The sequence below is a fragment of the Brevibacterium atlanticum genome, from assembly GCF_011617245.1.
In the GTDB taxonomy this organism is placed as follows: Bacteria; Actinomycetota; Actinomycetes; order Actinomycetales; family Brevibacteriaceae; genus Brevibacterium; species Brevibacterium atlanticum.
Map to the genome: position 1 here is coordinate 294,443 of NZ_CP050152.1, position 21,307 is coordinate 315,749.

18 protein-coding genes are annotated in these 21,307 nt (G+C 64.7%); 10 read left to right on the forward strand and 8 right to left on the reverse strand.

The window, feature by feature from the left end; all coding sequences use genetic code 11:
* Window positions 1-35 precede the first annotated feature (35 nt).
* The gene (locus GUY23_RS01345) at window positions 36-800 is read left to right on the forward strand and encodes a GntR family transcriptional regulator (protein WP_166969029.1); all 765 of its coding nucleotides are present in this window, start codon (window positions 36-38) and stop codon (window positions 798-800) included.
* Window positions 801-874: 74 nt separating this feature from the next.
* Here the strand turns inward: GUY23_RS01345 and GUY23_RS01350 are convergent, their stop codons facing one another.
* Window positions 875-1,282, reverse strand: a complete 408-nt coding sequence (locus GUY23_RS01350) for an EVE domain-containing protein (protein ID WP_166969031.1) — start codon at window positions 1,280-1,282, stop codon at window positions 875-877.
* 207 nt (window positions 1,283-1,489) lie between these two features.
* Between GUY23_RS01350 and GUY23_RS01355 the strand changes: the two genes are divergently transcribed.
* Both GUY23_RS01355 and GUY23_RS01360 read left to right on the forward strand, forming a co-directional pair.
* Window positions 1,490-1,885 (forward strand): MmcQ/YjbR family DNA-binding protein, encoded by a 396-nt coding sequence (locus tag GUY23_RS01355; RefSeq protein ID WP_228282643.1) that lies wholly within the window; start codon window positions 1,490-1,492, stop codon window positions 1,883-1,885.
* 100 nt (window positions 1,886-1,985) lie between these two features.
* A complete protein-coding gene (locus GUY23_RS01360; protein WP_166969033.1) occupies window positions 1,986-2,930 on the forward strand; it encodes a phosphoglycerate dehydrogenase in 945 nt (314 codons plus the stop codon).
* On the opposite strand, the gene GUY23_RS01365 is transcribed toward GUY23_RS01360, so the two are convergent.
* On the reverse strand, window positions 2,893-3,696 hold the full coding sequence (locus tag GUY23_RS01365; protein ID WP_166969035.1) for a hypothetical protein: 804 nt from the start codon (window positions 3,694-3,696) through the stop codon (window positions 2,893-2,895). The genes GUY23_RS01360 and GUY23_RS01365 overlap by 38 nt on opposite strands.
* 163 nt (window positions 3,697-3,859) lie before the next feature.
* On the opposite strand from GUY23_RS01365, the gene GUY23_RS01370 reads away from it, so the two are divergent.
* From GUY23_RS01370 to GUY23_RS01385, 4 genes are all read left to right on the forward strand, one after another.
* Window positions 3,860-4,723: an aldo/keto reductase gene (locus tag GUY23_RS01370; RefSeq protein WP_166969037.1), complete on the forward strand. Its 864-nt coding sequence runs from the start codon at window positions 3,860-3,862 to the stop codon at window positions 4,721-4,723.
* Window positions 4,724-4,807: 84 nt separating this feature from the next.
* Window positions 4,808-8,437, forward strand: coding sequence for a DEAD/DEAH box helicase (locus GUY23_RS01375; RefSeq protein WP_166969039.1), 3,630 nt, complete (start codon window positions 4,808-4,810; stop codon window positions 8,435-8,437).
* Window positions 8,438-8,528: 91 nt separating this feature from the next.
* Window positions 8,529-9,215, forward strand: coding sequence for a hypothetical protein (locus GUY23_RS01380; RefSeq protein ID WP_208085535.1), 687 nt, complete (start codon window positions 8,529-8,531; stop codon window positions 9,213-9,215).
* 136 nt (window positions 9,216-9,351) lie between these two features.
* Window positions 9,352-10,827: a PepSY-associated TM helix domain-containing protein gene (locus GUY23_RS01385; RefSeq protein WP_166969043.1), complete on the forward strand. Its 1,476-nt coding sequence runs from the start codon at window positions 9,352-9,354 to the stop codon at window positions 10,825-10,827.
* Window positions 10,828-10,917: 90 nt separating this feature from the next.
* Here GUY23_RS01385 and GUY23_RS01390 read toward each other — a convergent pair whose 3' ends face one another.
* Complete coding sequence (locus tag GUY23_RS01390; protein WP_166969045.1) at window positions 10,918-11,313, reverse strand: RidA family protein; 396 nt, start codon at window positions 11,311-11,313, stop codon at window positions 10,918-10,920.
* Between the two features lie 123 nt (window positions 11,314-11,436).
* Here GUY23_RS01390 and GUY23_RS01395 point away from each other — a divergent pair, with 123 nt between their 5' ends.
* Window positions 11,437-12,402, forward strand: coding sequence for a helix-turn-helix transcriptional regulator (locus tag GUY23_RS01395; protein WP_166969047.1), 966 nt, complete (start codon window positions 11,437-11,439; stop codon window positions 12,400-12,402).
* Window positions 12,403-12,449: 47 nt separating this feature from the next.
* Here the strand turns inward: GUY23_RS01395 and GUY23_RS01400 are convergent, their stop codons facing one another.
* Together GUY23_RS01400 and GUY23_RS01405 are read right to left on the reverse strand one after the other, a co-directional pair.
* The gene (locus tag GUY23_RS01400) at window positions 12,450-13,595 is read right to left on the reverse strand and encodes a pyridoxal-phosphate dependent enzyme (RefSeq protein ID WP_166969049.1); all 1,146 of its coding nucleotides are present in this window, start codon (window positions 13,593-13,595) and stop codon (window positions 12,450-12,452) included.
* Complete coding sequence (locus GUY23_RS01405; RefSeq protein WP_166969051.1) at window positions 13,592-14,776, reverse strand: amidohydrolase; 1,185 nt, start codon at window positions 14,774-14,776, stop codon at window positions 13,592-13,594. Before GUY23_RS01405 ends, GUY23_RS01400 begins: the two co-directional genes overlap by 4 nt.
* A 119-nt stretch (window positions 14,777-14,895) precedes the next feature.
* Here GUY23_RS01405 and GUY23_RS01410 point away from each other — a divergent pair, with 119 nt between their 5' ends.
* A complete protein-coding gene (locus GUY23_RS01410; protein ID WP_166969053.1) occupies window positions 14,896-15,363 on the forward strand; it encodes an Lrp/AsnC family transcriptional regulator in 468 nt (155 codons plus the stop codon).
* Window positions 15,364-15,475: 112 nt separating this feature from the next.
* Here the strand turns inward: GUY23_RS01410 and GUY23_RS01415 are convergent, their stop codons facing one another.
* A complete protein-coding gene (locus GUY23_RS01415) occupies window positions 15,476-16,549 on the reverse strand; it encodes a VanZ family protein (protein WP_166969055.1) in 1,074 nt (357 codons plus the stop codon).
* A 60-nt stretch (window positions 16,550-16,609) separates the two neighbouring features.
* Between GUY23_RS01415 and GUY23_RS01420 the strand changes: the two genes are divergently transcribed.
* On the forward strand, window positions 16,610-18,919 hold the full coding sequence (locus GUY23_RS01420; protein ID WP_166969057.1) for an MMPL family transporter: 2,310 nt from the start codon (window positions 16,610-16,612) through the stop codon (window positions 18,917-18,919).
* A gap of 79 nt (window positions 18,920-18,998) precedes the next feature.
* Here GUY23_RS01420 and GUY23_RS01425 read toward each other — a convergent pair whose 3' ends face one another.
* Window positions 18,999-20,624 (reverse strand): AMP-binding protein, encoded by a 1,626-nt coding sequence (locus GUY23_RS01425; protein ID WP_166969059.1) that lies wholly within the window; start codon window positions 20,622-20,624, stop codon window positions 18,999-19,001.
* Window positions 20,605-21,195, reverse strand: a complete 591-nt coding sequence (locus tag GUY23_RS01430) for a sodium:solute symporter family transporter (protein ID WP_166969061.1) — start codon at window positions 21,193-21,195, stop codon at window positions 20,605-20,607. The genes GUY23_RS01425 and GUY23_RS01430 overlap by 20 nt, the downstream gene beginning before the upstream one ends.
* Window positions 21,196-21,307: the final 112 nt, after the last annotated feature.

Below are 21,307 nucleotides of genomic sequence, written 5' to 3' on the forward strand. Positions count from 1 at the left end.
CGACCACTGCGCCCCCTCGAAGGAGACGACCGCTCATGACCACAGACCCGAGGTCCCACACGCGCCAGCAGCATGATGAGATCGCACATTATCTGCGGACCGCGATCCGTGAGGGATCGTTCCAGCCGGGCGATGAGCTGCCCTCCGAAGCCGAGCTGACCCGCAAGTTCTCCAGCTCCCGCGGCCCGGTGCGGCAGGCGATGTCGGCGCTGCGCGGAGAAGGGCTGATCTCCTCGGGACGGGGGCGGCGGACGGTTGTGCTCGACAACGTGCTCACACAGTCCTTCGACGACGTCATCTCGTTCTCACAGTGGTGCCATGCCTCGGACATCGTTCCTGGTCAGATCACTCAGAGGGTGGTGCGGGAACCGGCCGAGAAATCGCTTGCGGCGAGCCTGCGGATCTCTGACGGCGATCCTGTCGTCTCGGTGTTCCGACTGCGGCTCATGGACGATGCTCCGGCGATGGTGGAACGATTGAACTATCCCCTCGAATTCGGCCGTCACGTGTTGGCCTTCGACACCGACTCCGGGTCGATCTATCAGGAGCTCATCGATCGGGGCGTCGACATCAATCGAGCCTCTCGCATCATCGACGCGGTGGGCGCGAACGACGACGATGCGGCACTCCTCGAGGTCCCCGTCGGCACTCCGCTGTTGCGGGTGCGCAGGCGGGCCTTCACCACGACCGGTGACGTCATCGAATCCTCCGACGACCGCTACCTGCCGTGGAAGGCGAGCTTCACGATGAACTCGACCCGCGGCAACCCGAGCTCGATGTCCCTCATCTCCGGCGACTGACCCTTCTTGCTACCTGACGGCGGCCCAGATACCTCGCGCCAGGTTGCTGGGCCGCCGTCAGGTAGCAAGAAGGGTCAGGTGTGCATGGCTTTTCTGAGCGTTTCGACGTCGTGGTCGTCGAGGGGGATGATGCCGCGGCGCAGCTGGTAGCCCCAGTTCGGCTGGGTCGTCAGGCTGAGTGAGTCATTGATCTCGGACAGTGCGACGTCGCGAGTCGGGGCATAGGCGGCCTGCCGGCGATACGGCTTGAAGTCGCCCTCATCGGCCTGCCATACGTCTCCCTCACCGACCGTCGCGAACGCCGTGAACGCACGCAACGGCTGTTTGTCACCGCGATGCACCGTCGGCGAATAGTAGATGACGACATCGCCCGGCTCCATCCGCACCAGCGGTGCCCGCTGACCGTGATTGATCTGGACGATGCCCAGGTCACGGCCACGCCGGACATGATCCGCCGCCACCACTGCCAGCCATGCACTCATCCGACCGTCTCTTTCCACCCACTCACGCCGCCTCCACACACTCAGTATGCCGCTCGCCACTGACGCAGAGAGCGTCACAGGCAGGCTCACCGACGATTCTGGCCTCAACCCGACGGCCCTGCCCGCAACCGCACGACTCTGCCCCATGCCAGCCGAGGCGACCGCAAAACTGATGACCACCTCGGCGTCGGGAACTATCGTAGGAACATGGCGCATCCGCAGATGTTCGACGATGACGATCCGGTGCTCGAGCGGGTCCGGACAATTGCGCTCGCCCTGCCGGAGGCGCAGGAGAAGGTCTCGCACGGTCGGCCAACCTTCTACACCACGAAGGTCTTCGCCTATTACGGCGGGGCGGCCAAGCACGTGACCGGTGAGATCGAACAGCATCCGCATTCCGTTCTCGTCCTTCTCGATCCCATGGACGCCGAGGTGGTGCTCGAGCGACAGGATTCCTTCGTACCCATGTACCTGGGTCCCTCGGGTTGGATCGGCCTCGAGGTCGAGGAGCTGAGTGATGATGAGCTGCGGGAGCTGCTCGTCGATTCGTATCGGAATACCGCCTCGGCGACCTTGGTCCGGAGGCTGCCCGCGGGGGAGTGAGATCCGGGGCCCGGGGCACTGACGCGCGCCGACCCAAGTCCCACACCACGATGCGGAACGTCGCCCGCATGCCGGCCCGCTGACCAGTAGTGTCAATGGCATGAGCGCACGCATCGTTATCACCACCGACTACCTCCACCCGGGCGACACCGTTGACACGATGTTGCGCGAGCACGGACTCGAACCGGTCTACTCACCGGCCGGACGCGGCCGCACCGACGAAGAGAGACAGACCCTCTTCACTGGAGCCGTCGGAGCGATCGCGGCCAGTGAGCCGATCACCCGCGAGATGCTCACCGCGGCCACCGACCTCACAGTCCTCGCCCGCGCCGGAGTCGGCTACGACAACGTCGACCTCGACGCCGCGACCGAACTCGGCATCCGCGTCTGCAACACCCCCGAGGTCAACCATCACGCTGTCGCCGAAATGGCACTCGCTCTCATGCTCGCCTGCGCCCGTCGCCTCGCGACCGTGCTGAGCGGAGTCACCGCCGGCGGCTGGCCGCGGGAAGCCGGGACCGAACTGCGAGGAAAGACGCTCGGAGTCATCGGCTATGGCCCCAGCGGCCGAGCGATCGCCGCACTCGGCGCGGCCCTCGGCATGCATGTGAAGGTCTCGACGGGTCACCCGGACGCCGACCCCGCACCCGGCATCGAATTCGCCGACTTCGACACGACAGTGAGGAGCGCCGACTACCTCACTCTCCACTCCCGCGCCGGCAAGGGCGACCCGATCATCGGTGCCGAAGCGCTGGCGGCCATGAAGGACACGGCCGTCCTCATCAACACCGCACGTGGTTCACTCGTCGACGAATCCGCACTGGTCGCAGCCCTGCGCTCGGGGCAGATCGCCGGTGCCGGACTCGACGTTCTCGAACGCGAACCCATCACCGAGGACAACCCTCTGCGCACTATGGACTCCGTCGTCATCACCTCCCACCTCGCCGGTCAGACCGTGGAAGCGCGCGAACGCGCCGGCATCGCCGCTGCTCAAGCCGTCATCGACGTCATCGAAGGGCGGGAGCCACGCGGGATCGTCGTGTGAGGAGCGGCTTCACCACAAAGAGCACAACTACCCCCACCGCCACCAGCACTAGTCCGGCGAGGAAACCGTAGAAGGGGAACCCGTGTTCCGTCACGGAGAAATCCTGACCGGCGACGGTGTCGCCTGAGCAGGTCAGGCTCGGCGGCAGGTAGTTGGCGGTAACCGAGAAGCCAAGAACCTCTTCACCGCCGACGACATCCGGGCAGATCCCGGATCCCCCGGACTTCGAGGCGCCGTACCACTGCAGATACTGGCCGAGCAGCATCAGCGGAAGTGCGAAGACCCCGAATCCGATCAGGAGAAGAGGCCAGCGATCTCCTCGGTTTTCTGCAAGAGGAGAACGGTGCAACGAGACCAACCGGGATACCGTGAACGCGAGCAGCACACCGCAGAAGGCGGCGAATCCTAATGCCGCGAGCGCGGCCGAAACGACGAACATCGCCGAGGTGACTCCGGAGTATTCGAGCATCGTTGAGCTGCCGTCGTTGATCTCAGCCAGACAGGTATATCCGAATGGAGCGCGATCGACGAGTTCCACCGCGTCCGGATCGGCGCCGAAGTCGTTGACCAGGTCAGAGCAGGCTTCGGCGACACCGCGTGAGTGAGCCAGCGACGTCGAAATCCACGACGTCACCCACTGAGCAGCGTGGAGAATGAGAGCGAGGGCAAGGCTAGTCAACGGCAGCAGAAACGCCACCTGCCAGCGCGAAAGCCGACGGGCGAAGCGGAGAGGTGCCTGCACCATAGCTCGCGCTTTCGTCTCCATGCTCACACGTTAGCCCAAGATGCGTTGTGCAAAGCAGGCGCCAGCGATGCGTCAGGATTCCTCACAGGGGAAGTTCACCCACGCGCCACCCGACCCAGCACCGCAACCCAACCCACCGCCCCACCCCTGGCCAGCGCCACCTCGGCGGACATAGGGTGGAACCATGGCCAACTCCTTTGACGACACCACCCCAGCCATCATTCCCACCCTTGACCTCAATGACGGGCGCGCGATCCCGCAGCTCGGGCTCGGCATCTACGCGATGAAGGGCGAGGAGGGCGTCGACGCGATCGTGAACGCCGTCGACAACGCGGGCTACCGACTCCTCGACACCGCGGTGAACTACGAGAACGAGCGCGAGGTCGGTCAGGCCGTCGCGAACACCGAAACCCCACGTGAGGACCTCTTCGTCACCTCGAAGATCCCCGGCCGTCACCACGGCTTCGACGAGGCGATCGCGAGCACCGAGGAATCCCTGGCCCGGCTCGGCCTCGACTACCTCGACCTCCACCTCATCCACTGGCCCAATCCCAGCGTCGGTAAGTACGTCGACACCTGGCGCGGGCTCATCGAACTGCGCGAGCGCGGGCTCGTGGAGTCCATCGGCGTCTCGAACTTCACCGAGGCCATGCTCACCGAGCTCATCGACGCAACCGGGGTCACGCCCGCCGTCAACCAGGTCGAGCTCCACCCGTACTTCCCGCAGGCCGAGCTCATCGCCTTCCACCGCTCCATCGGCGTGCAGACCGAGAGCTGGTCCCCGCTCTACCGTGACCAGGGGCTCTTCGACGAAACCCCCATCGCCGAGGCGGCCGCCGCCCACGATGTCACCCCGGCCCAGGTGGTCCTGCGCTGGCACATCGAAGTCGGGTCGATCCCGATCCCGAAGTCGGCGAACCCCGAACGTCAGCGGTCCAACGCCGACGTCTTCGACTTCGCCCTCACCCCCGCCGAGGTGGCCGCGATCTCCGCACTCGAGCGCGGTCGGATGAAGGACCGGGACCCGCTGACACACGAAGAGATGTGAGGCCGGGCCTCATTGCTGCCGGCTGACCTTGCGTGTCAGTTGGGCATGGGAAAGCGTGTCAGCAGCAGATGGAAGACTGGTGGCATGGATCGAGCCATGACCGTCGTCCCGAGAGACGAGATAAAGGCCTTCGCTGACCCTGGAACCTTCGCGCGCGGCAGTGACTATGCGCGCAAAGGTCAGGTACTGCGGATCGTCTGGCACGAATCCGACCGGCAGCTCGTGGCCGATGTCGCCGGCTCCACCGGACTCTACGAAACCACGATCACCTTCGACGATTTCGACGACGGCGGACCCGGCGACATCGTCGACACCGCCTGCACCTGCCCGGTCGGTGACGACTGCAAACACTGCGTCGCCGTACTTCTCGTCAACAATCAGCAGATGCTCGACCAGCGGACCTCCGCGATCATGGACGCATACCACGGTCATGCGCCCGAAGAAGACGAAACTGAACCAGTCTGGGGAGTCGATCCTTCCGACTTCGGAGCGATCATCGATGGCGGGCGGCCACCGGCCAGGCAGGTTCGGGTGCCGGAGTGGCGACAGCGACTCGACCGCATCATCGAGGTCTCGCGTCGGTCGAGCCCACAGCCCGAGACCGTGGCACTCGGCTTCGAACTCCACAGCGCCCCACAGCGCAGCTACTTCAATAGGGCGCCATCGCGGCTTAAGGCCGCCGAGATCCCGGATGAAGCGGAACCGCAGCTGCACATCCGCCCACTGATCCCTGGAGCGAAGAACAACTGGATCAAGGGACAGGCGGGATGGCACTGGTTCACCTCACGACTCAACGCCTCACGCTTCGACGCCGACCAATTCGAATGGTTCTATCGATTGGTCACCCTCGACGACGGCCTCGGCCGGTTCGGCCACGCACAGTCGTCGGCAACGATCCGACTCGACGACTTCGGCTCACCCTTCCTGTGGGAGCTGCTCGGTCAGGCCGCTGACCTCGACATTCCACTCGTCAGCGCCGACAAACAGATCGCAATCCGCCTGGCGCAGCGCGCCGATTTCCAGCTCGATGTCACACGCAGCGACGACGACCTCGTGCTCAAGTCCGAAGTGGCCATCGACGACCAATCGGTGCAGGCCCATGAAGTCCGGCCCATCGGACTCGGCGGCATCTACCACCTGAATATGGTGGGCAAGTCGAAGGCTGTGGTCACACTTGCGCCGCTGACCGAGCCGATGACCGAGGCACAGCGCAGTCTTCTGGAAGGCCCCGCGGCCACACGGATTCCCGAACAAGGGCACGATGATTTCGTCGACCGCGTCCTCCCATTGCTGCGAAAGGCGCCCGAGAGGGGCGGTAGGATGAGGGGAGTCCGCAACGGGAAGATGTCCGGCGCCGGCGTCGCGAATGGCGGCGCCGGTGATCGAGTCATCAGCAGCGACGGATCCGTCGACCTGCCCGTCGAGAAGTCCCCGCACCTTAACCTCCACATCAGTTACGACGCCCCCGGCAAACGCGGCTCCACCGACCGTGATCCCGGCAGGCGCGACCCCGGCAAACGCGGGTCTGGCAAGCGCGGCCACGGAAAGGGCACGTCCACCCCGACGATGCATCTGACCTGGTCATGGACCTACTATTCCCCACAGCGAACGTTCCCCTTGGTGCCCCATCACAGCGAACTGTCCGACCAGGTGCGCGGCCGCGACCAGAAGTTCGAACACGCTGTGCTCCGTCGACTGCGCACCATCGACCCCGACGCTGCCCGAACAGAATCGACCACCCTGACCGGCATCGATGCAGCCACGTACAGCACACGGATCCTGCCCCGCATCCAGGAGCTCGACGACGTCGCCGTCACCTTCGCCGACAGCGACAACGCCCCCGAATTCCGCGAACTCGACGCGACGCCGCAGGTCAGCGTCCGTACGCAGGCGACCGATGACTCCGATTGGTTCGACCTCGGCATCGATGTCACGGTCGACGGTCACGAGATCCCCTTCGTCGAACTCTTCACCGCACTCGCGCGGGAACAGTCCCACCTCATCCTCGACGATGGATCGTTCTTCTCCCTGGACAACCCCGCCTTCGACCGGCTGCGCGAACTCCTCGCCGAGGCGAACGCCCTCGACGGTTTCTCACCCGAGAATCCGCAGATCAGCCGCTATCAGACCGCCCTGTACGACGAACTCGAGGACCTCGCCGACGACGTCGCCGATGACCCTCGTTGGTCCGAGCTCATGGACGGGCTGAGAAGCATCGACACCATCGCCGAGGTGGCCGTGCCCGAGACCGTGAATGCGCAGCTGCGGCCCTACCAGGTGGAGGGCTTCCGATGGTTGGCGTTCCTTAGGCAGCACCATCTCGGCGGGATCCTCGCAGACGATATGGGCTTGGGCAAGACCCTGCAGACGCTCGCCCTCATCGACCACGACCGGACCGAGCGCGAGGTTCTGGGCGCAACCCAGTCCGCGGCTGAACGCAACGCCGCGGCTGAGCCCACGGCCGAAACGCGAGCTCCGTTCCTCGTCGTGGCCCCCACCTCGGTGGTGGCGAACTGGGTACTCGAAGCCCGGAAATTCACCCCGCACCTGAGAGTGACCGCGGTCGGGGAGACCGCGAAGAAGCGCAAGCGCCCCGTCGCCGAGGCGGTCGCCGACGCCGATATCGTCGTTACCTCGTACGCGGTGATGCGACTCGACATCGACGAATTCGCCGAGCTGACCTGGGCGGGGGTGATCTTCGACGAAGCCCAGTTCATGAAGAACCATCAGGCGAAGACGCACCGCGCAGCGAGGCGACTCGAGGCTCCGTTCCGGTTGGCGATCACGGGTACGCCGATGGAGAATTCGCTCACCGATGTGTGGTCGCTGGCGGCGATCACCTCGCCGGGACTGTTTCCGAACGCGAAGCGCTTCAGGGAGGACTACGTCCGCCCGATCGAATCGGGAGAGGCTCCGCACCGGATGGATCGGCTGAGGTCGCGGCTGCGGCCGTTCATGCTGCGCCGGACCAAGGATCTCGTGGCCGCGGACCTGCCGGAGAAGCAGGAGCAGGTGCTCGGTGTCGAACTCGAACCGGCGCACCGGCGTCTCTACGACACGGTGCTGCAGCGCGAGCGCAAGCAGGTGCTCGGCCTCCTCGGCGAGTTCGAGAAGAACCGGTTCGCGATCTTCCGGTCGCTGACGCTGCTGCGGATGCTCGCGCTCGACCCGGGGATCGTCGCCGAGTATGCCGATTCCGGGATCGCCTCGAGCAAACTCGGTGTGCTCATGAGTCACCTCGGCGAGGTCCGCGACGAGGGCCACCGGGCGCTCGTGTTCAGCCAGTTCACGAGCTATCTGCGCGCGGTGGCGGCCGAACTCGAGGACAACGGAATCGACTACGTCTACCTCGACGGGTCCACGAAGGATCGGACGACGGTCATCGAAGCCTTCCGCGAGGGCAACGCTCCCGTGTTCCTCATCAGTCTCAAGGCCGGCGGATTCGGGCTCACCCTCACCGAGGCGGACTACGTGTTCCTCCTCGACCCGTGGTGGAATCCCGCCGCGGAGAACCAAGCCGTCGACCGGACTCACCGGATCGGACAGACCCGCCGGGTCATGGTCTACCGACTCGTCGCCGAGAACACGATCGAGGAGAAGGTGCTGGCGCTGCAGACGAAGAAGGCCGAACTCTTCACCGCGCTCATGGACGACGGCAACGCCTTCAGCGAGGTGATCTCGGCCGCGGACATCAAGGGTCTGCTGGAGGGGTGAGCTGGGTCCGACATCCGGAGGGAAGAACACAGCCGGAACGGCAGAAGAAGCGAGTGCCCCCGACGCACTGTGTGAGAATGAACCCGTGGAGATGAGAGTCAGGCACCGGCGCACACTGCGCGGCATCCTGGCCGCGGCAGCGGCGACCTTCGTCGCACTGACCTCGCACCTCCTCGGCGGGGGAGCTTTCCCGACGGCCTTGGGCATCATCGTGCCGCTGGCCCTGTCGATCCTCGCCTGCGTTCTCCTTGCCGGACGGCGTCTCTCACTGCCGCGGCTCACGGTCTCCGTCGGAGTCAGCCAGGCGCTGTTCCACCTCCTCTTCTCACTGTTCGTCCCGACCGCCTCGGCGTCGGGAAGCGGACTGCGCGGTCTCCTCGGTGGGCACTCGGCACATCTTGCCGCCGGTCACGCAATGTCCGGCGCGCACGCGATGCCCGGAACCCAGACCGCGCACGCCGCCCACGCAACAATGCCGGCGCTGGACACAAGCATGGCCTCGACCATGCACTCGCACCACTCGCCGGCCATGCTCCTGGCCCACTGTGCGGCCGGGATCGTGACCGTCGCAATGATCTACTGGGCCGAGCGTCTGCCGGTCATGCTCGGCGAATTCGCTCGCCTCATCATCGGGGCGATCATCCCGCGACTCATCCTTCTGCGGATGCCCATCTCCGGACCGCGCACGCAGGTCAGCGTGGAACCGGTGGTGCCGTGCAGCCTCGGCGTGTTCCGGTCCCCGGTGCTGCGGCGGGGCCCACCGCAGCCAGCTTTCTGACACCCATCACATCCGTACATCGGCTCCACTGAGCCGATGCGATCTCTGCTGACCGCACCAGGTCGACCAGGGCTGCCCATGCCTGTTCCGGGTCGACTGTGCGTGCCTCAACGCAGATCTGACAGAAAGCGTCATCATGACAACACCCTCTGAAACCATGCCCGAAAACCGGAGGCACTCCACCCCATGGTTCGGTCCGCTCCTGCGACGACTTCACTTCTACGCGGGGATCCTGATCGGCCCGTTCATTCTTGTCGCCGCGCTCAGCGGGGCGGCCTATGCGATCAGTCCGACACTGGAAAAGATCGTCTACGCCGAGCAGCTGAGCGTTTCCCCGACCGGCCACCCACTCCCGCTCGCCGCGCAGATCAAGGCGGCGAACGCGACGATCGGGGACGGCGCCGAGCCCTCGGCGGTGCGCCCTGCCCCCGAGTCCGGAGATACCACCCGGGTGATGTACTCCGACCCCGACCTCGGCGAGAGCGAATCCCGGGCGATCTTCGTCGACCCGTCCACCGCCGAGGTGGTCGGTGACCTCACCGTGTACGGAACTTCGGGAGCCCTGCCGTTGCGTACGTGGATCGACCAGATGCATCGCAGCCTCCACCTCGGCGACGTCGGACGCCTCTACAGCGAGCTCGCGGCCTCATGGTTGGGGATCGTCGCGGCAGCGGGAATCGTGCTCTGGATCCTCCGAACTCGCAGGACGAAGAAGCCCGCAATGATGCTGCGACCGAGCCGAAAGCACACGGGCCTGCGACGCACCTTCTCCTGGCATGCCTCGGTCGGCATCTGGGCGGCAATCGGGATGCTGTTCCTCTCCGCCACCGGGATCACCTGGTCCCAGCTCGGCGGCGAGAACGTCACGAAGCTGCGCGCCGCGCTGAGTTGGGAGACCCCGGCGGTTTCGACAGAGCTCGCGGGGGAGTCGGCTACGGGTTCGGCTGGTGCCGGGAGTGCCGACGACCATTCCGGCCACGAAGACCACTCCGGCCACGAAGGTCACACGGGCGGCACGGGACACGGGGCCACATCCGATACCTCCGACGTCGACCCGACCGACTTCGACATGATGCTGTCCATGGCACGCGGGGTCGATATCGACACCGGAGCCGTCGAAATTCTGCCGCCCGCGGACGCCAACTCGGCGTGGGTGGTCCAGGAGATCCAGCGCAGCTACCCGACGAAGGTCGACGCCGTCGCCTTCGACCCGACGACGATGGAGGTCACCGATCGCGTCGACTTCGCCGAATACGGCATGGCAGCGAAGCTGGCCCGCTGGGGCATCGACCTGCACATGGGATCGCTGTTCGGACTGGCCAACCAAATCGTGCTCTTCGGCCTCGCCATCGGCATCGCAGCCATGGTGATCTGGGGCTACGTCATGTGGTGGCAACGCCGCCCGAAGCACGACCCGTCGAGACGCTTCGGGGTGATGCCAGCGCGCGGAGCATTGCGGGCCGCACCGTGGTGGGGGATCGGTGCGGTAGTCCTAGTCACGCTCGGCATCGGCATACTCCTGCCGATGGTGGGGATCAGCCTCGTCGTGTTCCTCATCATCGACGTTGTCCTCGGCGTCTTGGCGAGACGACGAGAACGAGTGACCTGCTGATCCTGGAACGCTAACTGACGGCGAATTCTTAGGATGGCCAGCAGGAACGCCCTGCTGGCCATCCGAGGTCAGTTGTGAAGCAGGTCAGCGTTATGCGACAGCGGTTCCTTCGAGCTCGACCATCTGGCCGGGGATCGCCAGGCGGGAGACGCCGAGCATCGTGGTCGTAGGAGCAACTCCCGCCGTTCCGAGCTTCCCTGCGAGCACACCGTAGTGGGGGAACAACGCGTCCACGTCGGTGGTGTAGACGTTGAGGCGAACTAGATTCGCGAGCGACATGTTCGCATCGGCGAGCACAGCCTCGAGGTTTGCCACGGCCAGCCCGAGTTGGGCCGCGATGTCTCCTTCGTGCTCGGGTCGACCGTCCTTGTTCATAGCCGTCTGCCCCGAGATGTACAGGGTCTGTGCCTCACCCGAGACGACTTCTCCCTGGTTGAACCCCATCTCCTGCGACCATGTCACCGGGTTCACTGCTGTTCGTTTCATTGTTGCCCCATTCGTCCGTTCCGCGGCGCCCGGCCGCCCCGTGGCCGCCGTATCAACTCCGCATTCACAGCTTGCCGACTAATCACGACACCTTGTGTCGTGATTTCTGGTAAAGATGGATACATGAGAGCAGACCGTCTGGTCTCGCTGGTGCTGCTGTTACGTCAGCGAGGCCGAATGACTGCGGACGAGCTGGCCGGTGAGCTCGAAGTTTCCACGCGCACTGTGCTGCGCGACATCGACGCGCTCTCAACCGCAGGCGTTCCTGTTTACGCCGATCGTGGTCGACACGGCGGCTACTCACTCCTTCCCGGCTTTCGCACCGAACTGACCGGGCTCAACCACGACGAAGCACTCGCACTCTTCACCGCCGGGACCGACCGCGGCGAGAAGGTCTTCGGCCTCAGTGCACCGCTGGCTTCAGCGATGCGCAAGATTGTCGACGCACTGCCCGAAGGACACCGGATGGGCCTCAACAATGCGGCCCAACGGTTCCTCGTCGAGCCGGAGACCGATCTGCTGTCTCGCCGAGGCGCCACGGAGAACCTGGCCGAGGGGGTCATGGCCGAGGTCCGCAGTGCGGTGCTCACCGGTCGTCGGTTGCGATTCGACTATGCATCACCCCATGAGGAACCGAGTCGACGCACCGTCGACCCGATCGGACTGGTCACCGTCCGTGGGAACACCTACCTGCTCGCGACGAAGTCCGGAGACGACCGAAACTACCGTCTGTCCCGGATGTTCAGCGCCGAAGCACTCGCCGAACCGGCGCAGCGTTCCGCGCAGGTCGATCTCGATCGGATCTGGGCCGACCGAACTGCTCAGTTCTTATCGGAGAACCACATTCCGGTTGTCATTCGCATCAGGAGATCCCGACGCGAGGAACTGCTTGAGAATGCGCGGGCCGTCCGAACCGAGGAACCAGAGCAGGAGGATTGGGTCCGCATCGAAGTGACTTTCGACGATCTACGCCACGCAGTGTGGACAGTGTGGCAGTTGGATACGGATGCTGACGTCCTCTCGCCGGTATCTGTCCGGGATGCAATCTTTGCGCGAGCCGAGGCACTGGCGAACCGTTACCGACCCTGATTTTCCGCCCGGGTCAATGTGCCCAGTTAGTTCATCTCTGTCCAGCCTCAGGCTTCGGGTACCGGGTTCGCTGCGGAGCCCTCGGTGACGGTGAGGACGATGACGCTGCCTGAGCCCACTCCCAAGTGCCGACGCCGGACTTCCGCCTCCGCTCCGGTGAGTGCTTCCCGGACCCCCGCCAACGAGGCGGCCCCGCAGGGTCCCGCGGCCACCCCGAGACCGGCGAGCCGGTGTGCGGCATCGATCGCTGCGGCATCGCTGACCGTCACCGCGGCGTCGAGGCCGTCGCGGACCAAAGGCCACGCCAGCGACGAGGGGGTTCCGCAGTTGAGGCCGGACATGATCGTCTTCCCGGTCTCCACGGTCACTGGGTGGCACGCCTCGAGGCTCGGCCCCATGCACGCCGCCGCTTCCGTTTCGACGGACACGACCGCCGTGTCCACGGCAGTCCCGACCGCCGTGTCCACGGCACCGGCCTCTCCCGCTCCGGAAGCGTCGTCGCCGGCGCTCTCCCTCCGGTAGTGAGCGAGCGCGGCCTGGAGCAGAGACCCGACTCCGGTCGGCACGGTGATGAGGTCCGGGGCATGATGGCCGGCCTCTTTCAGCTGTGTATCGATCTCACGGAACAAAGTCGAGTAGCCGTCGACGATCCATCCGGGAACCTCTTCGTAGCCGTCCCATGCGGTGTCCTGGACGAGCACGGCATTGTTGGCGGCCGCATACTCGTCGGCAGCCGCAACGGTCGCATCGTAGTTCGCGTCGAGTTCGACGACTTCGGCAGCTTCACCACGGATCGCAGCGACCGCGCTCGGGTGGATGTCGCCGGCCGGCACGAAGATACGGGCCGAACGTCCCGCCTCCCGGGCGAACCTGGCCACGGCGCGACCATGGTTGCCATCGGTGGCGGTGACCACCTCGGCGTCGGTGTCCGCCTGCGCCTCCTCAAGGGCACGGTGAACGGCCCACGAGGCACCGAGGGCCTTGAACGCGGGCATGCCCAGCCTGGTCGACTCGTCCTTGGCGAAGACCGCGGCGACCCCGAGTTCGCGGGCGAGCTCCGGCAGTTCGATGAGCGCGGTGGGCTCGTAGCCGGTCAGCGTGCGGTGGAAGTTCAGGGCCGCATCGTCTTGGTCGGGGCTCGACCAAGAGCGGTTTCGGTCATTGGCGGTCCAGGCGGTGGCGGTCGTGGTCATGAGCGGTTCCCTTCGGGCAGGCGTGAGCTGACGAGTGCGGTAAAGAAGTCGATCCCCGCACCGAGGATCGCGTCGTTGAAGTCGAAGTCGCGGCTGTGCAGCGGGGCCGTGCCGCCGCCGGCTGCGCCGCGTTCGGTGATCTCGCCGGCACCGAGGAAGGCGAAGCAAGCGGGGACCGCGCGGGCATAGGCGGCGAAGTCCTCGCTGGCGGTGATCGGCCGGCAGGCGGCATCGACCTTGTCGGCACCGAGTGCTGTCTCGGCTGCGGCGGCGGCATGGGCGACGCAGTCGGCGTCGTTGATCGTCGGGCGGAAGACGTGAGTGTAGATGACCTCGCTCGAGGCCCGATGGGCCAGTGCGGCACCCTCGGCGATGTCCCGGATGCGGGTCTCGACGAGCGCACTGTCGGCGTCGGTGAAGGTCCGCGCGTCCCCGCGGATGACCACCTGGTCAGGGACGGCGTTGCGGGCGCCGTCGGTGGTCAGCTCCGTGCAGGAGACGACGACGGAGTCGAGCGGGTCGACGCTGCGGGCGACGATCGTCTGCAGGGACAGGAGGATTTCGGCGCCGACGACCATGGGATCGATGACGTGCTGCGGGGCCGAGGCATGCCCGCCGCGGCCGGTGATGCGGATCTCGAAGTTGTCCTCGGCGGCCATGAGCGGTCCGGGGCGCGTGTGGATCTCACAGGCTGGCAGGCCCGGGATGTTGTGCAGTCCGTAGACCTCATCGGTGGGGAAACGGTCGAAGAGTCCATCGGCGATCATCGCCTCGGCACCGGTTCCCGGCTCCTCCGCCGGCTGGAAGAACAGGCGGACGGTGCCGTCGAAGGTGGTGTCCTTCGCCAGCGCCGAGGCGGCTCCGAGCACCATCGCCATGTGACCGTCGTGCCCGCAGGCGTGCATCGTGCCGAGGTTCTTCGACGCGTAAGGCACGCCGGTGCGCTCTTCGATGGGCAGCCCGTCCATGTCGGCGCGCAGGGCGATCGTCCGCGGGCTTGAGCCGCGAGTGAGGGAGGCGACGACGCCGCTGCCTCCGATCCCGGTGGTGACCTCCCAACCGAGGTCGGTGCAGGTGCGGGCGACGAAGTCGGCGGCCTCGGCGACGTCGAATTCGGTGCCCGGGATCTGGTGGAGGTGCCTGCGCCATTGCGTGGCGAGGGTGTGGTGTTCTGCTGTCATGTCCTCAGAATCCTGTAGACGCGTGAAGTCATTCAACTGGAACTGACAAAGTGGTCGATTTGGGTAGGGTCTCACGCAAAAATATTGCGTGGCGGTGGCGGATCGCTGAGACTGAGGGGGTGGACACCCCTCTCGACGAGATCGACCTGAAACTGCTCGAAGCGCTGCAGGTCGATGCGCGCCTGCCGCAATCTGCTCTGGGTGCACGCGTTGGCCTCTCGACGGCGGCGGTCAATCGTCGTCTCAAACGGCTGACCGAGGGCGGCATCATCCTCGGCAGCACTCTGACTCTGGCCCCGGAACTCCTTGGTCGCCCGGTACGGGTCATCGCTCAGCTGGCCGTCGAGAGTGAGCAGATGGATAAGCTCGACGAGGTCCGGGCCTCATTGGTCGAGCGTCCGGAGATCCAGCAGTGCTACTACGTGGCGGGGGAGTGGGACTTCGTGCTCATCCTCCTGGTCAAGGACATGGCCGAGTACACGGAGCTGACCCGGCAGCTGTTCTTCGGCAACGACAATATCCGCCGCTTCAGCACCCAGGTCGTCATGGACGCCGCGAAGGTCGGTCTCACGGTCCCGTTGGGGTGATAGAAGCGTCAGTCACCGAACTTCTTTCGAGCAATTAGCCGGAGTTCTATTGGGCAGACAGCCGACGTCGGTTAGTCGTAATGATGCTGCCGCGGGGTAGTTGCCAGTGCGTTCATCCGCCGTTCGGATGGGCCGCCATAGTAGTTCCCCGGACATCGTCGATCTCGGTTCCCGACACCACGCAGGCCAGTCCTCGGTGGTGGTGAGTTGTGAACACCATGACAGCCGAGACCGCGACGAGGACGAAGAGGAGCAGCCCGGACAGCGGGAACGTCCATTGCGACAGCAGCATGTAGCCGCCGATGCCGAACACGAACCGCAGGACTCGACCGACCGGAACCGGGCGTCGCACCTGGATAGCCGCGATGAAGACGAGGCGCTCGCCGAGAGTGACACCGCGGCCGAGGACGCAAAGCAGCTGGGCGGAGAAGGGCAGAGCGAATCCGATGAAGGTCACCGTCTGGTTCGGTTCGGCGATCGTGCCGTCGCCGAGGACTGCCTTCGTAACCCCATAGACGAGGGCGACGGTCCAGCCGAAGAGTCCCCAGATGAGCAGATCGCAGACGATGCCGGTCAGCCGACGGGTCACCGTGATCGGGCGTGGGGTGTCGACATCCTGCAGCCGTTCCTGCCGGCGGAGGAGGAGCAGGCTTGCCAGGGAGCCGACGATCGCGCCGAGGGTGTTCATGACGAGGTCATCGACGTCGAAGACCCGGTAGGCGCAGTCGTAGAGCCCCCAGATGCCGGTGAGCTGGGTGAGTTCGATGAGCGCCGAGGCGGCCAGCCCTGTCAGCGTCGCCACGACGATTCCGCGCCCGGCGAGCTGCCGGACGAACCAGCCGAGTGGGACGAAGAGGATGACGTTGAGTGCTGCCTGCAGGACCGCCGGATTGGTCATCAGGGCACGCACACTGCCGGTGTCGAAGGTGAGGATGTCACTGATGAACTGGAAGGGACTCAGCTGCACCGCCGCACAGGTGAGCTCATCGGCTGAGGGAACCGGCAGCAGCGTGTACGTCCACAGTGCCATCGCGTAGACGGCGGCGGCGAACCACAGCAGTGTTCGCCAGAACGTCAGACCGCCTCGACGGCGATAGCTGATCGCGACGAACGGCACGAATGCGAGCACGGCGATGCCGCAGCCGACGAAGACGGCCACGAATGCGGGAACGACGAAGGAGCTCATGTCGCAATCCTACGAGTCCGGACGGCTCCCGAACCCCGATCCGCCGCGTAGTGTGAACTCATGCCCCACTTCCTGCTGACCCGCACTCCCCAGCCTCCTCGCCCCGACGACGATCGAGCCGCGGATCTCTCGGCAGAGGCCCGCGCCCACCGTGGCCCCGTCCCCGCGCGCCGCAGCCTCATCACCCTCTTCGCCATCCTGCTCGTCGCCTGGGTCGGCATCGCCGGAGTCGGCGGGCCCTACTTCGGCAAGATCTCCGAGGTGGCCACGAACGATCGTTCCTCGTTCCTTCCCGAGTCCGCCGAATCCACCCGGGCCCAAGAGATCATCGACCGCTTCAGCGATGACGACTACGTTCCCGCCATCGTCGTCCTCGAAAACACCGACGGCATCACCGACGATGACACCGATGCCCTCGACGATGTGGCGAAGAAACTCGAGGATGACGGTCTGCTCGCCGCCGACGCCTCACCGGCCATCCCCTCCGAGGACGGCGACGCCCTCCAACTCATCCTCCCCGTCTCCTCCGACACCACCGGCGACGACGTCGAACGCATCCGCGCAGTCATCGCCGACACCTTCCCGACCGCCAACGCCGCCGATGCGACGCCGGACGAGTCCGGCAACGTCGCCACCCCGGCCACGGTTGCCGATGTCTACGTCACCGGCCCCGCCGGTTTCACCGCCGACCTCACCGAGGCCTTCGCCGGCATCGACGGGATCCTCCTGCTCGTCGCCCTCATCGCGGTCTTCGTCATCCTCGTCATCGTCTACCGCTCACCGCTGCTGCCGGTCATCGTCCTCTTCACCTCGGTGGCCGCGCTGTCCGCATCGATCTTCGTCATCTGGCACCTCGCCGACGCTGGGATCCTCCTCATCAACGGCCAGGTCCAGGGCATCCTCTTCATCCTCGTCGTCGGCGCCACCACGGACTATTCCCTCCTCGTCGTCGCCCGCTTCCGCGATGCCCTGCAGACCGAGTCCGACCGTGTGCGCGCCGGGCTCGCCGCGCTCAAGGGCGTGGCCGAACCGATCGCCGCCTCCGGAGGCACCGTCATCGCCGGCCTCCTCGTCCTCCTCCTCACCGACCTCGCCTCGACGCGTGCGCTCGGGCCGGTCGCGGCCATCGGCATCGCCGTCGCCATGCTCGCAGCACTGACCTTCCTGCCCGCCGCACTCATCATCATCGGTCGCGCCGTGTTCTGGCCGTTCCGACCCCAGGTGGCGGCCGCCTCGGCGAGGCCGAAGAAGGGCCTGTGGGCCCGCATCGCCGAGGTGATCGCCGCCCGCCCGCGCCTGATCTGGATCGGCCTCGTCGTCCTGCTGGCCCTGCCGCTCATCGCGGTCCCGCAGTTCAAGGCCTCCGGGGTGGCACAGAGCGAATTCGTCCTCGGCGAATCGCAGGCCCGCGACGGCCAGGACGTCCTTGCCGAGCATTACCCCGGTGGGTCCGGAACCCCCACCCAGGTCGTGGTCGACGCGGACGAACTGAGCACAGCCGCCGAGGCGGTCGGCCGCCTCGGCGGGGTCGGATCGATGACCGTGTCCGCCGAGGATTCCCCGAGCGGAACCATCGGCATCGACGAAGACGGAGAGCTCCAGCCCTCACAGGGCGGCTCGGGTGGTGCACCCGATGGTGCAGGCGGATCGGCGACGATCACACCCACCGAGGTGGACGATCAGGTCCTGCTCGAGGTCACCCTCTCCGATGCCGCGGATTCCCTGGCCGCCGAGACGACGGTGACGGACATCCGAGACGCCGTCCACGGCATCGACCCCGATGCGCTGGTCGGCGGGGAGACCGCGGTCGACCTCGACACGAACACCACCGCCGAGGCGGACCGAGCCCTGGCGATCCCGATCATCCTGCTCGTCATCACCGTCATCCTCATCCTGCTGCTGCGGTCCCTGTTCGCTCCGCTGCTGCTCGTGGCCCTGACCGTGCTGTCCTTCGGCACCGCGTTGGGCGTCTCGGCGCTCGTGTTCAACCACATCATCGGCTTCCCCGGGGCGGACCCCTCGGTGCCGCTCTATGCCTTCGTCTTCCTCGTCGCGCTCGGCATCGACTACAACATCTTCCTCATGTCGAGAGTGCGTGAGGAGTCGCTGCGGGTCGGCACACGGGCAGGCGTGCTCAAGGGGCTCGTGGCGACCGGCGGGGTGATCACCTCGGCGGGAGTGGTGCTTGCGGCGACCTTCGCGGCACTCGGGGTCATCCCGATCATGTTCCTCGTCCAGCTCGCCTTCATCGTCACCTTCGGCGTGCTGCTCGACGCGATCCTCGTGCGCTCGCTCGTCGTCCCGGCCCTCGTCCACGACATCGGTCGCGGAGTGTGGTGGCCAGGGCGGAAGCGGATCCCGCGGGACTGATAAGGCATCAGATTCTTGATCTGAACGAGTGAGAGCGAGCTTCTCACAGTGGTGAATTCTGGTGCTGTATATTCGCGCGTCAGTCTGATGACCGGGATCGATTCCGCCTTCGTTGACCGCCGTCATATGCGCCTGTTGGGACACCATGCGCGCGGAGATCGGCCTTCTTGACCTTCTGAGTAGATGTCTTGGGCAGTTCCTTCACAATGTGGATGTATCGAGGGACAGCGAAATAGGGAAGCCTGGTTTGCGAGAAATCTTCGATCTCCTCGGCAGAGACCGTCTCGTCGGGCTCGACCACCACGTAAGCGAGGATGTCGTCTTCGCCGAGATCGCTTGCGATTGCGACGACAGCCACCTCGGCGACTTTGTTATGCGAGACTATGACCTGCTCTACTTCGAACGAGCTGACATTCTCGCCGGAGACGCGCATAGCGTCCTTCGTCCGGTCGAGGAAGTAGAAGAACCCCTCTTCATCCTGAAACGCCTGATCGCCCGTGTGGAACCAGCAGTTGCGATGCGCATCCCAAGTCTTCTCAGGCTCTCTCCAATAACCAAGTTGTCCGATGAAGGGAGTCAGAGGTCGGGTGACAAGTTCACCGGGTACTCGCGGCGGAACTGGGTTATCGAGAGCATCAACGATTTGGACCTCCCATCCGGGAGCCGTTGACCCACATGACCCCGATCTGCGTGTGGTGTGGGGTATTCCGATAGGAATTCCAGTGTCTGTCGATCCATAGAGTTCGGTGATCTCAATGCCGAATCTCGACTCGAATTCTACGTAGTTCGACTTGGGAAACGGGACGACCATGGCTAACTGAAGCTGATGCCGACTTTCGTGTGGACTCGGCCTGTTCTTCCACAGCACTGCCCCCATAGCTCCGAGCATGTTGGTCTTCGTCGCTCGAGTTTCGGCGAACTCGCTCCAAAATCTTCGAGCGCTGAAGCGTCGAGAGACGACGGTCTCAGCCCCTTCTTTCAGACCTGCTATGAATGCTGTGAAAAGAGCGTTGATGTGAAATAGCGGGAGGCACGTGTAGATGACATCGTCATCTGTATAGCCCATGACCCAGGTGGAGTTGTCGGCAGCACCAAGAGCCATTCTGTGTGACCACATCACGCCCTTCGACTTACCCGTGGTCCCTGACGTGAAAAGGATTGAGTGAAGAGTGGATCCGTCGGTCTCGGCCATGTCCTGAAGAGGTGTTTCGGCGACCAGCTCTTCGAATGCTGGCGTACGTTTGCTTTCGTCGCTTCCTACGCCTGGAATGTGCCACATTCCGATGACTGATTCGGACTGTTCTACAGCAGGAATGGCCTCGTTGAAGAATTCGTCTTCGATGACGAGGCGGCACGGCGCGACAGTTGAGAGCATGTGGGTGAGAACATCGCCCTTGAGAGATGTGTTCAGAGGGACGGAGACTGCTCCAAGCATGGAAAGTGCGAAGTACGTGGAGACGAATTCGATCCGATTGGAGATCAGCAAGGCGACACGATCTCCGAATCCCACACCTGCCCTTCGGAATCCTTCTGCGAGGCATCGCGAGAGATGGAGAAGTTCGGCATTTGTGTAGGCAGCTGCTCCGATGAACGAGATGGCGGTCTTATCGGGATACCTGTCGGCGGCCCGGGAGAGGACATTGTGAACGGTCTCGTCGAGGTTGGTGCGGCATCGTGGTCTCTGATCAGGACTCGTCTGGTTCATGATTTCTGCCTCCTGTTGTTCCGTTGATATAGGCGTATGCGAGCGAACCGGCAACTGTGTAGACAATCACCACTCCTGAGCCGATGATCAATGAAGCAGCGAACGGCGGCCCCAGCAAGAGGGATGTGAGAACGCCCGCAGCCACGACTTGTGCTGTCATGTAACCGATGGCTCCGATGGTCAGAGCAATCGACATCCAGAACATCATCGATTTCTTGCCGTCTCTGATGCTGAGGAGATCAGGAATGCTGTAAGCACCGTAATGGTGCGCCAGGGCTCTGAGCTTTCCGCCAAGAAGGAACCAGGTGAGGATGAACCCCAACGGGGCAAGGATTCCGACCGCCAAGCCGCCAAGACCCCATGTTGCTGCAGCACCGGTGGCACCGACCATTCCCCAGCCGCTTTGGACTGACGAAAATGACGCAATCGCCATGACGAAGAATCCGAGCGACTGGCCCGCTGCAAGGAATTCTCTTGATGATTTCGCTCGTCGGTTTGCCCAGGTTCCGACAACGATCATCATCGTGAGATAGGTGACGGCAACAAAGACGATGATTGTTGGGTCGCTCAATGGAACATCCTGCTTTCGAGGCTGGGGATCCGGTTCGATTCGCTCGTCATTGAGGAACTCAGTCTCAGGGATCCGAAGGTCGTGAATGGATGACAGTAGTGTATGATGATTC

Excerpts from the sequence above, each read along its gene's own strand:
- GUY23_RS01345 (WP_166969029.1), top strand. The coding sequence starts at position 36 with ATGACCACAGACCCGAGGTCCCACACGCGCCAGCAGCATGATGAGATC.
- GUY23_RS01350 (WP_166969031.1), bottom strand. The coding sequence starts at position 1,282 with ATGAGTGCATGGCTGGCAGTGGTGGCGGCGGATCATGTCCGGCGTGGC.
- GUY23_RS01355 (WP_228282643.1), top strand. The coding sequence starts at position 1,490 with ATGGCGCATCCGCAGATGTTCGACGATGACGATCCGGTGCTCGAGCGG.
- GUY23_RS01360 (WP_166969033.1), top strand. The coding sequence starts at position 1,986 with ATGAGCGCACGCATCGTTATCACCACCGACTACCTCCACCCGGGCGAC.
- GUY23_RS01365 (WP_166969035.1), bottom strand. The coding sequence starts at position 3,696 with ATGGAGACGAAAGCGCGAGCTATGGTGCAGGCACCTCTCCGCTTCGCC.
- GUY23_RS01370 (WP_166969037.1), top strand. The coding sequence starts at position 3,860 with ATGGCCAACTCCTTTGACGACACCACCCCAGCCATCATTCCCACCCTT.
- GUY23_RS01375 (WP_166969039.1), top strand. The coding sequence starts at position 4,808 with ATGGATCGAGCCATGACCGTCGTCCCGAGAGACGAGATAAAGGCCTTC.
- GUY23_RS01380 (WP_208085535.1), top strand. The coding sequence starts at position 8,529 with ATGAGAGTCAGGCACCGGCGCACACTGCGCGGCATCCTGGCCGCGGCA.
- GUY23_RS01385 (WP_166969043.1), top strand. The coding sequence starts at position 9,352 with ATGACAACACCCTCTGAAACCATGCCCGAAAACCGGAGGCACTCCACC.
- GUY23_RS01390 (WP_166969045.1), bottom strand. The coding sequence starts at position 11,313 with ATGAAACGAACAGCAGTGAACCCGGTGACATGGTCGCAGGAGATGGGG.
- GUY23_RS01395 (WP_166969047.1), top strand. The coding sequence starts at position 11,437 with ATGAGAGCAGACCGTCTGGTCTCGCTGGTGCTGCTGTTACGTCAGCGA.
- GUY23_RS01400 (WP_166969049.1), bottom strand. The coding sequence starts at position 13,595 with ATGACCACGACCGCCACCGCCTGGACCGCCAATGACCGAAACCGCTCT.
- GUY23_RS01405 (WP_166969051.1), bottom strand. The coding sequence starts at position 14,776 with ATGACAGCAGAACACCACACCCTCGCCACGCAATGGCGCAGGCACCTC.
- GUY23_RS01415 (WP_166969055.1), bottom strand. The coding sequence starts at position 16,549 with ATGAGCTCCTTCGTCGTTCCCGCATTCGTGGCCGTCTTCGTCGGCTGC.
- GUY23_RS01420 (WP_166969057.1), top strand. The coding sequence starts at position 16,610 with ATGCCCCACTTCCTGCTGACCCGCACTCCCCAGCCTCCTCGCCCCGAC.
- GUY23_RS01425 (WP_166969059.1), bottom strand. The coding sequence starts at position 20,624 with ATGAACCAGACGAGTCCTGATCAGAGACCACGATGCCGCACCAACCTC.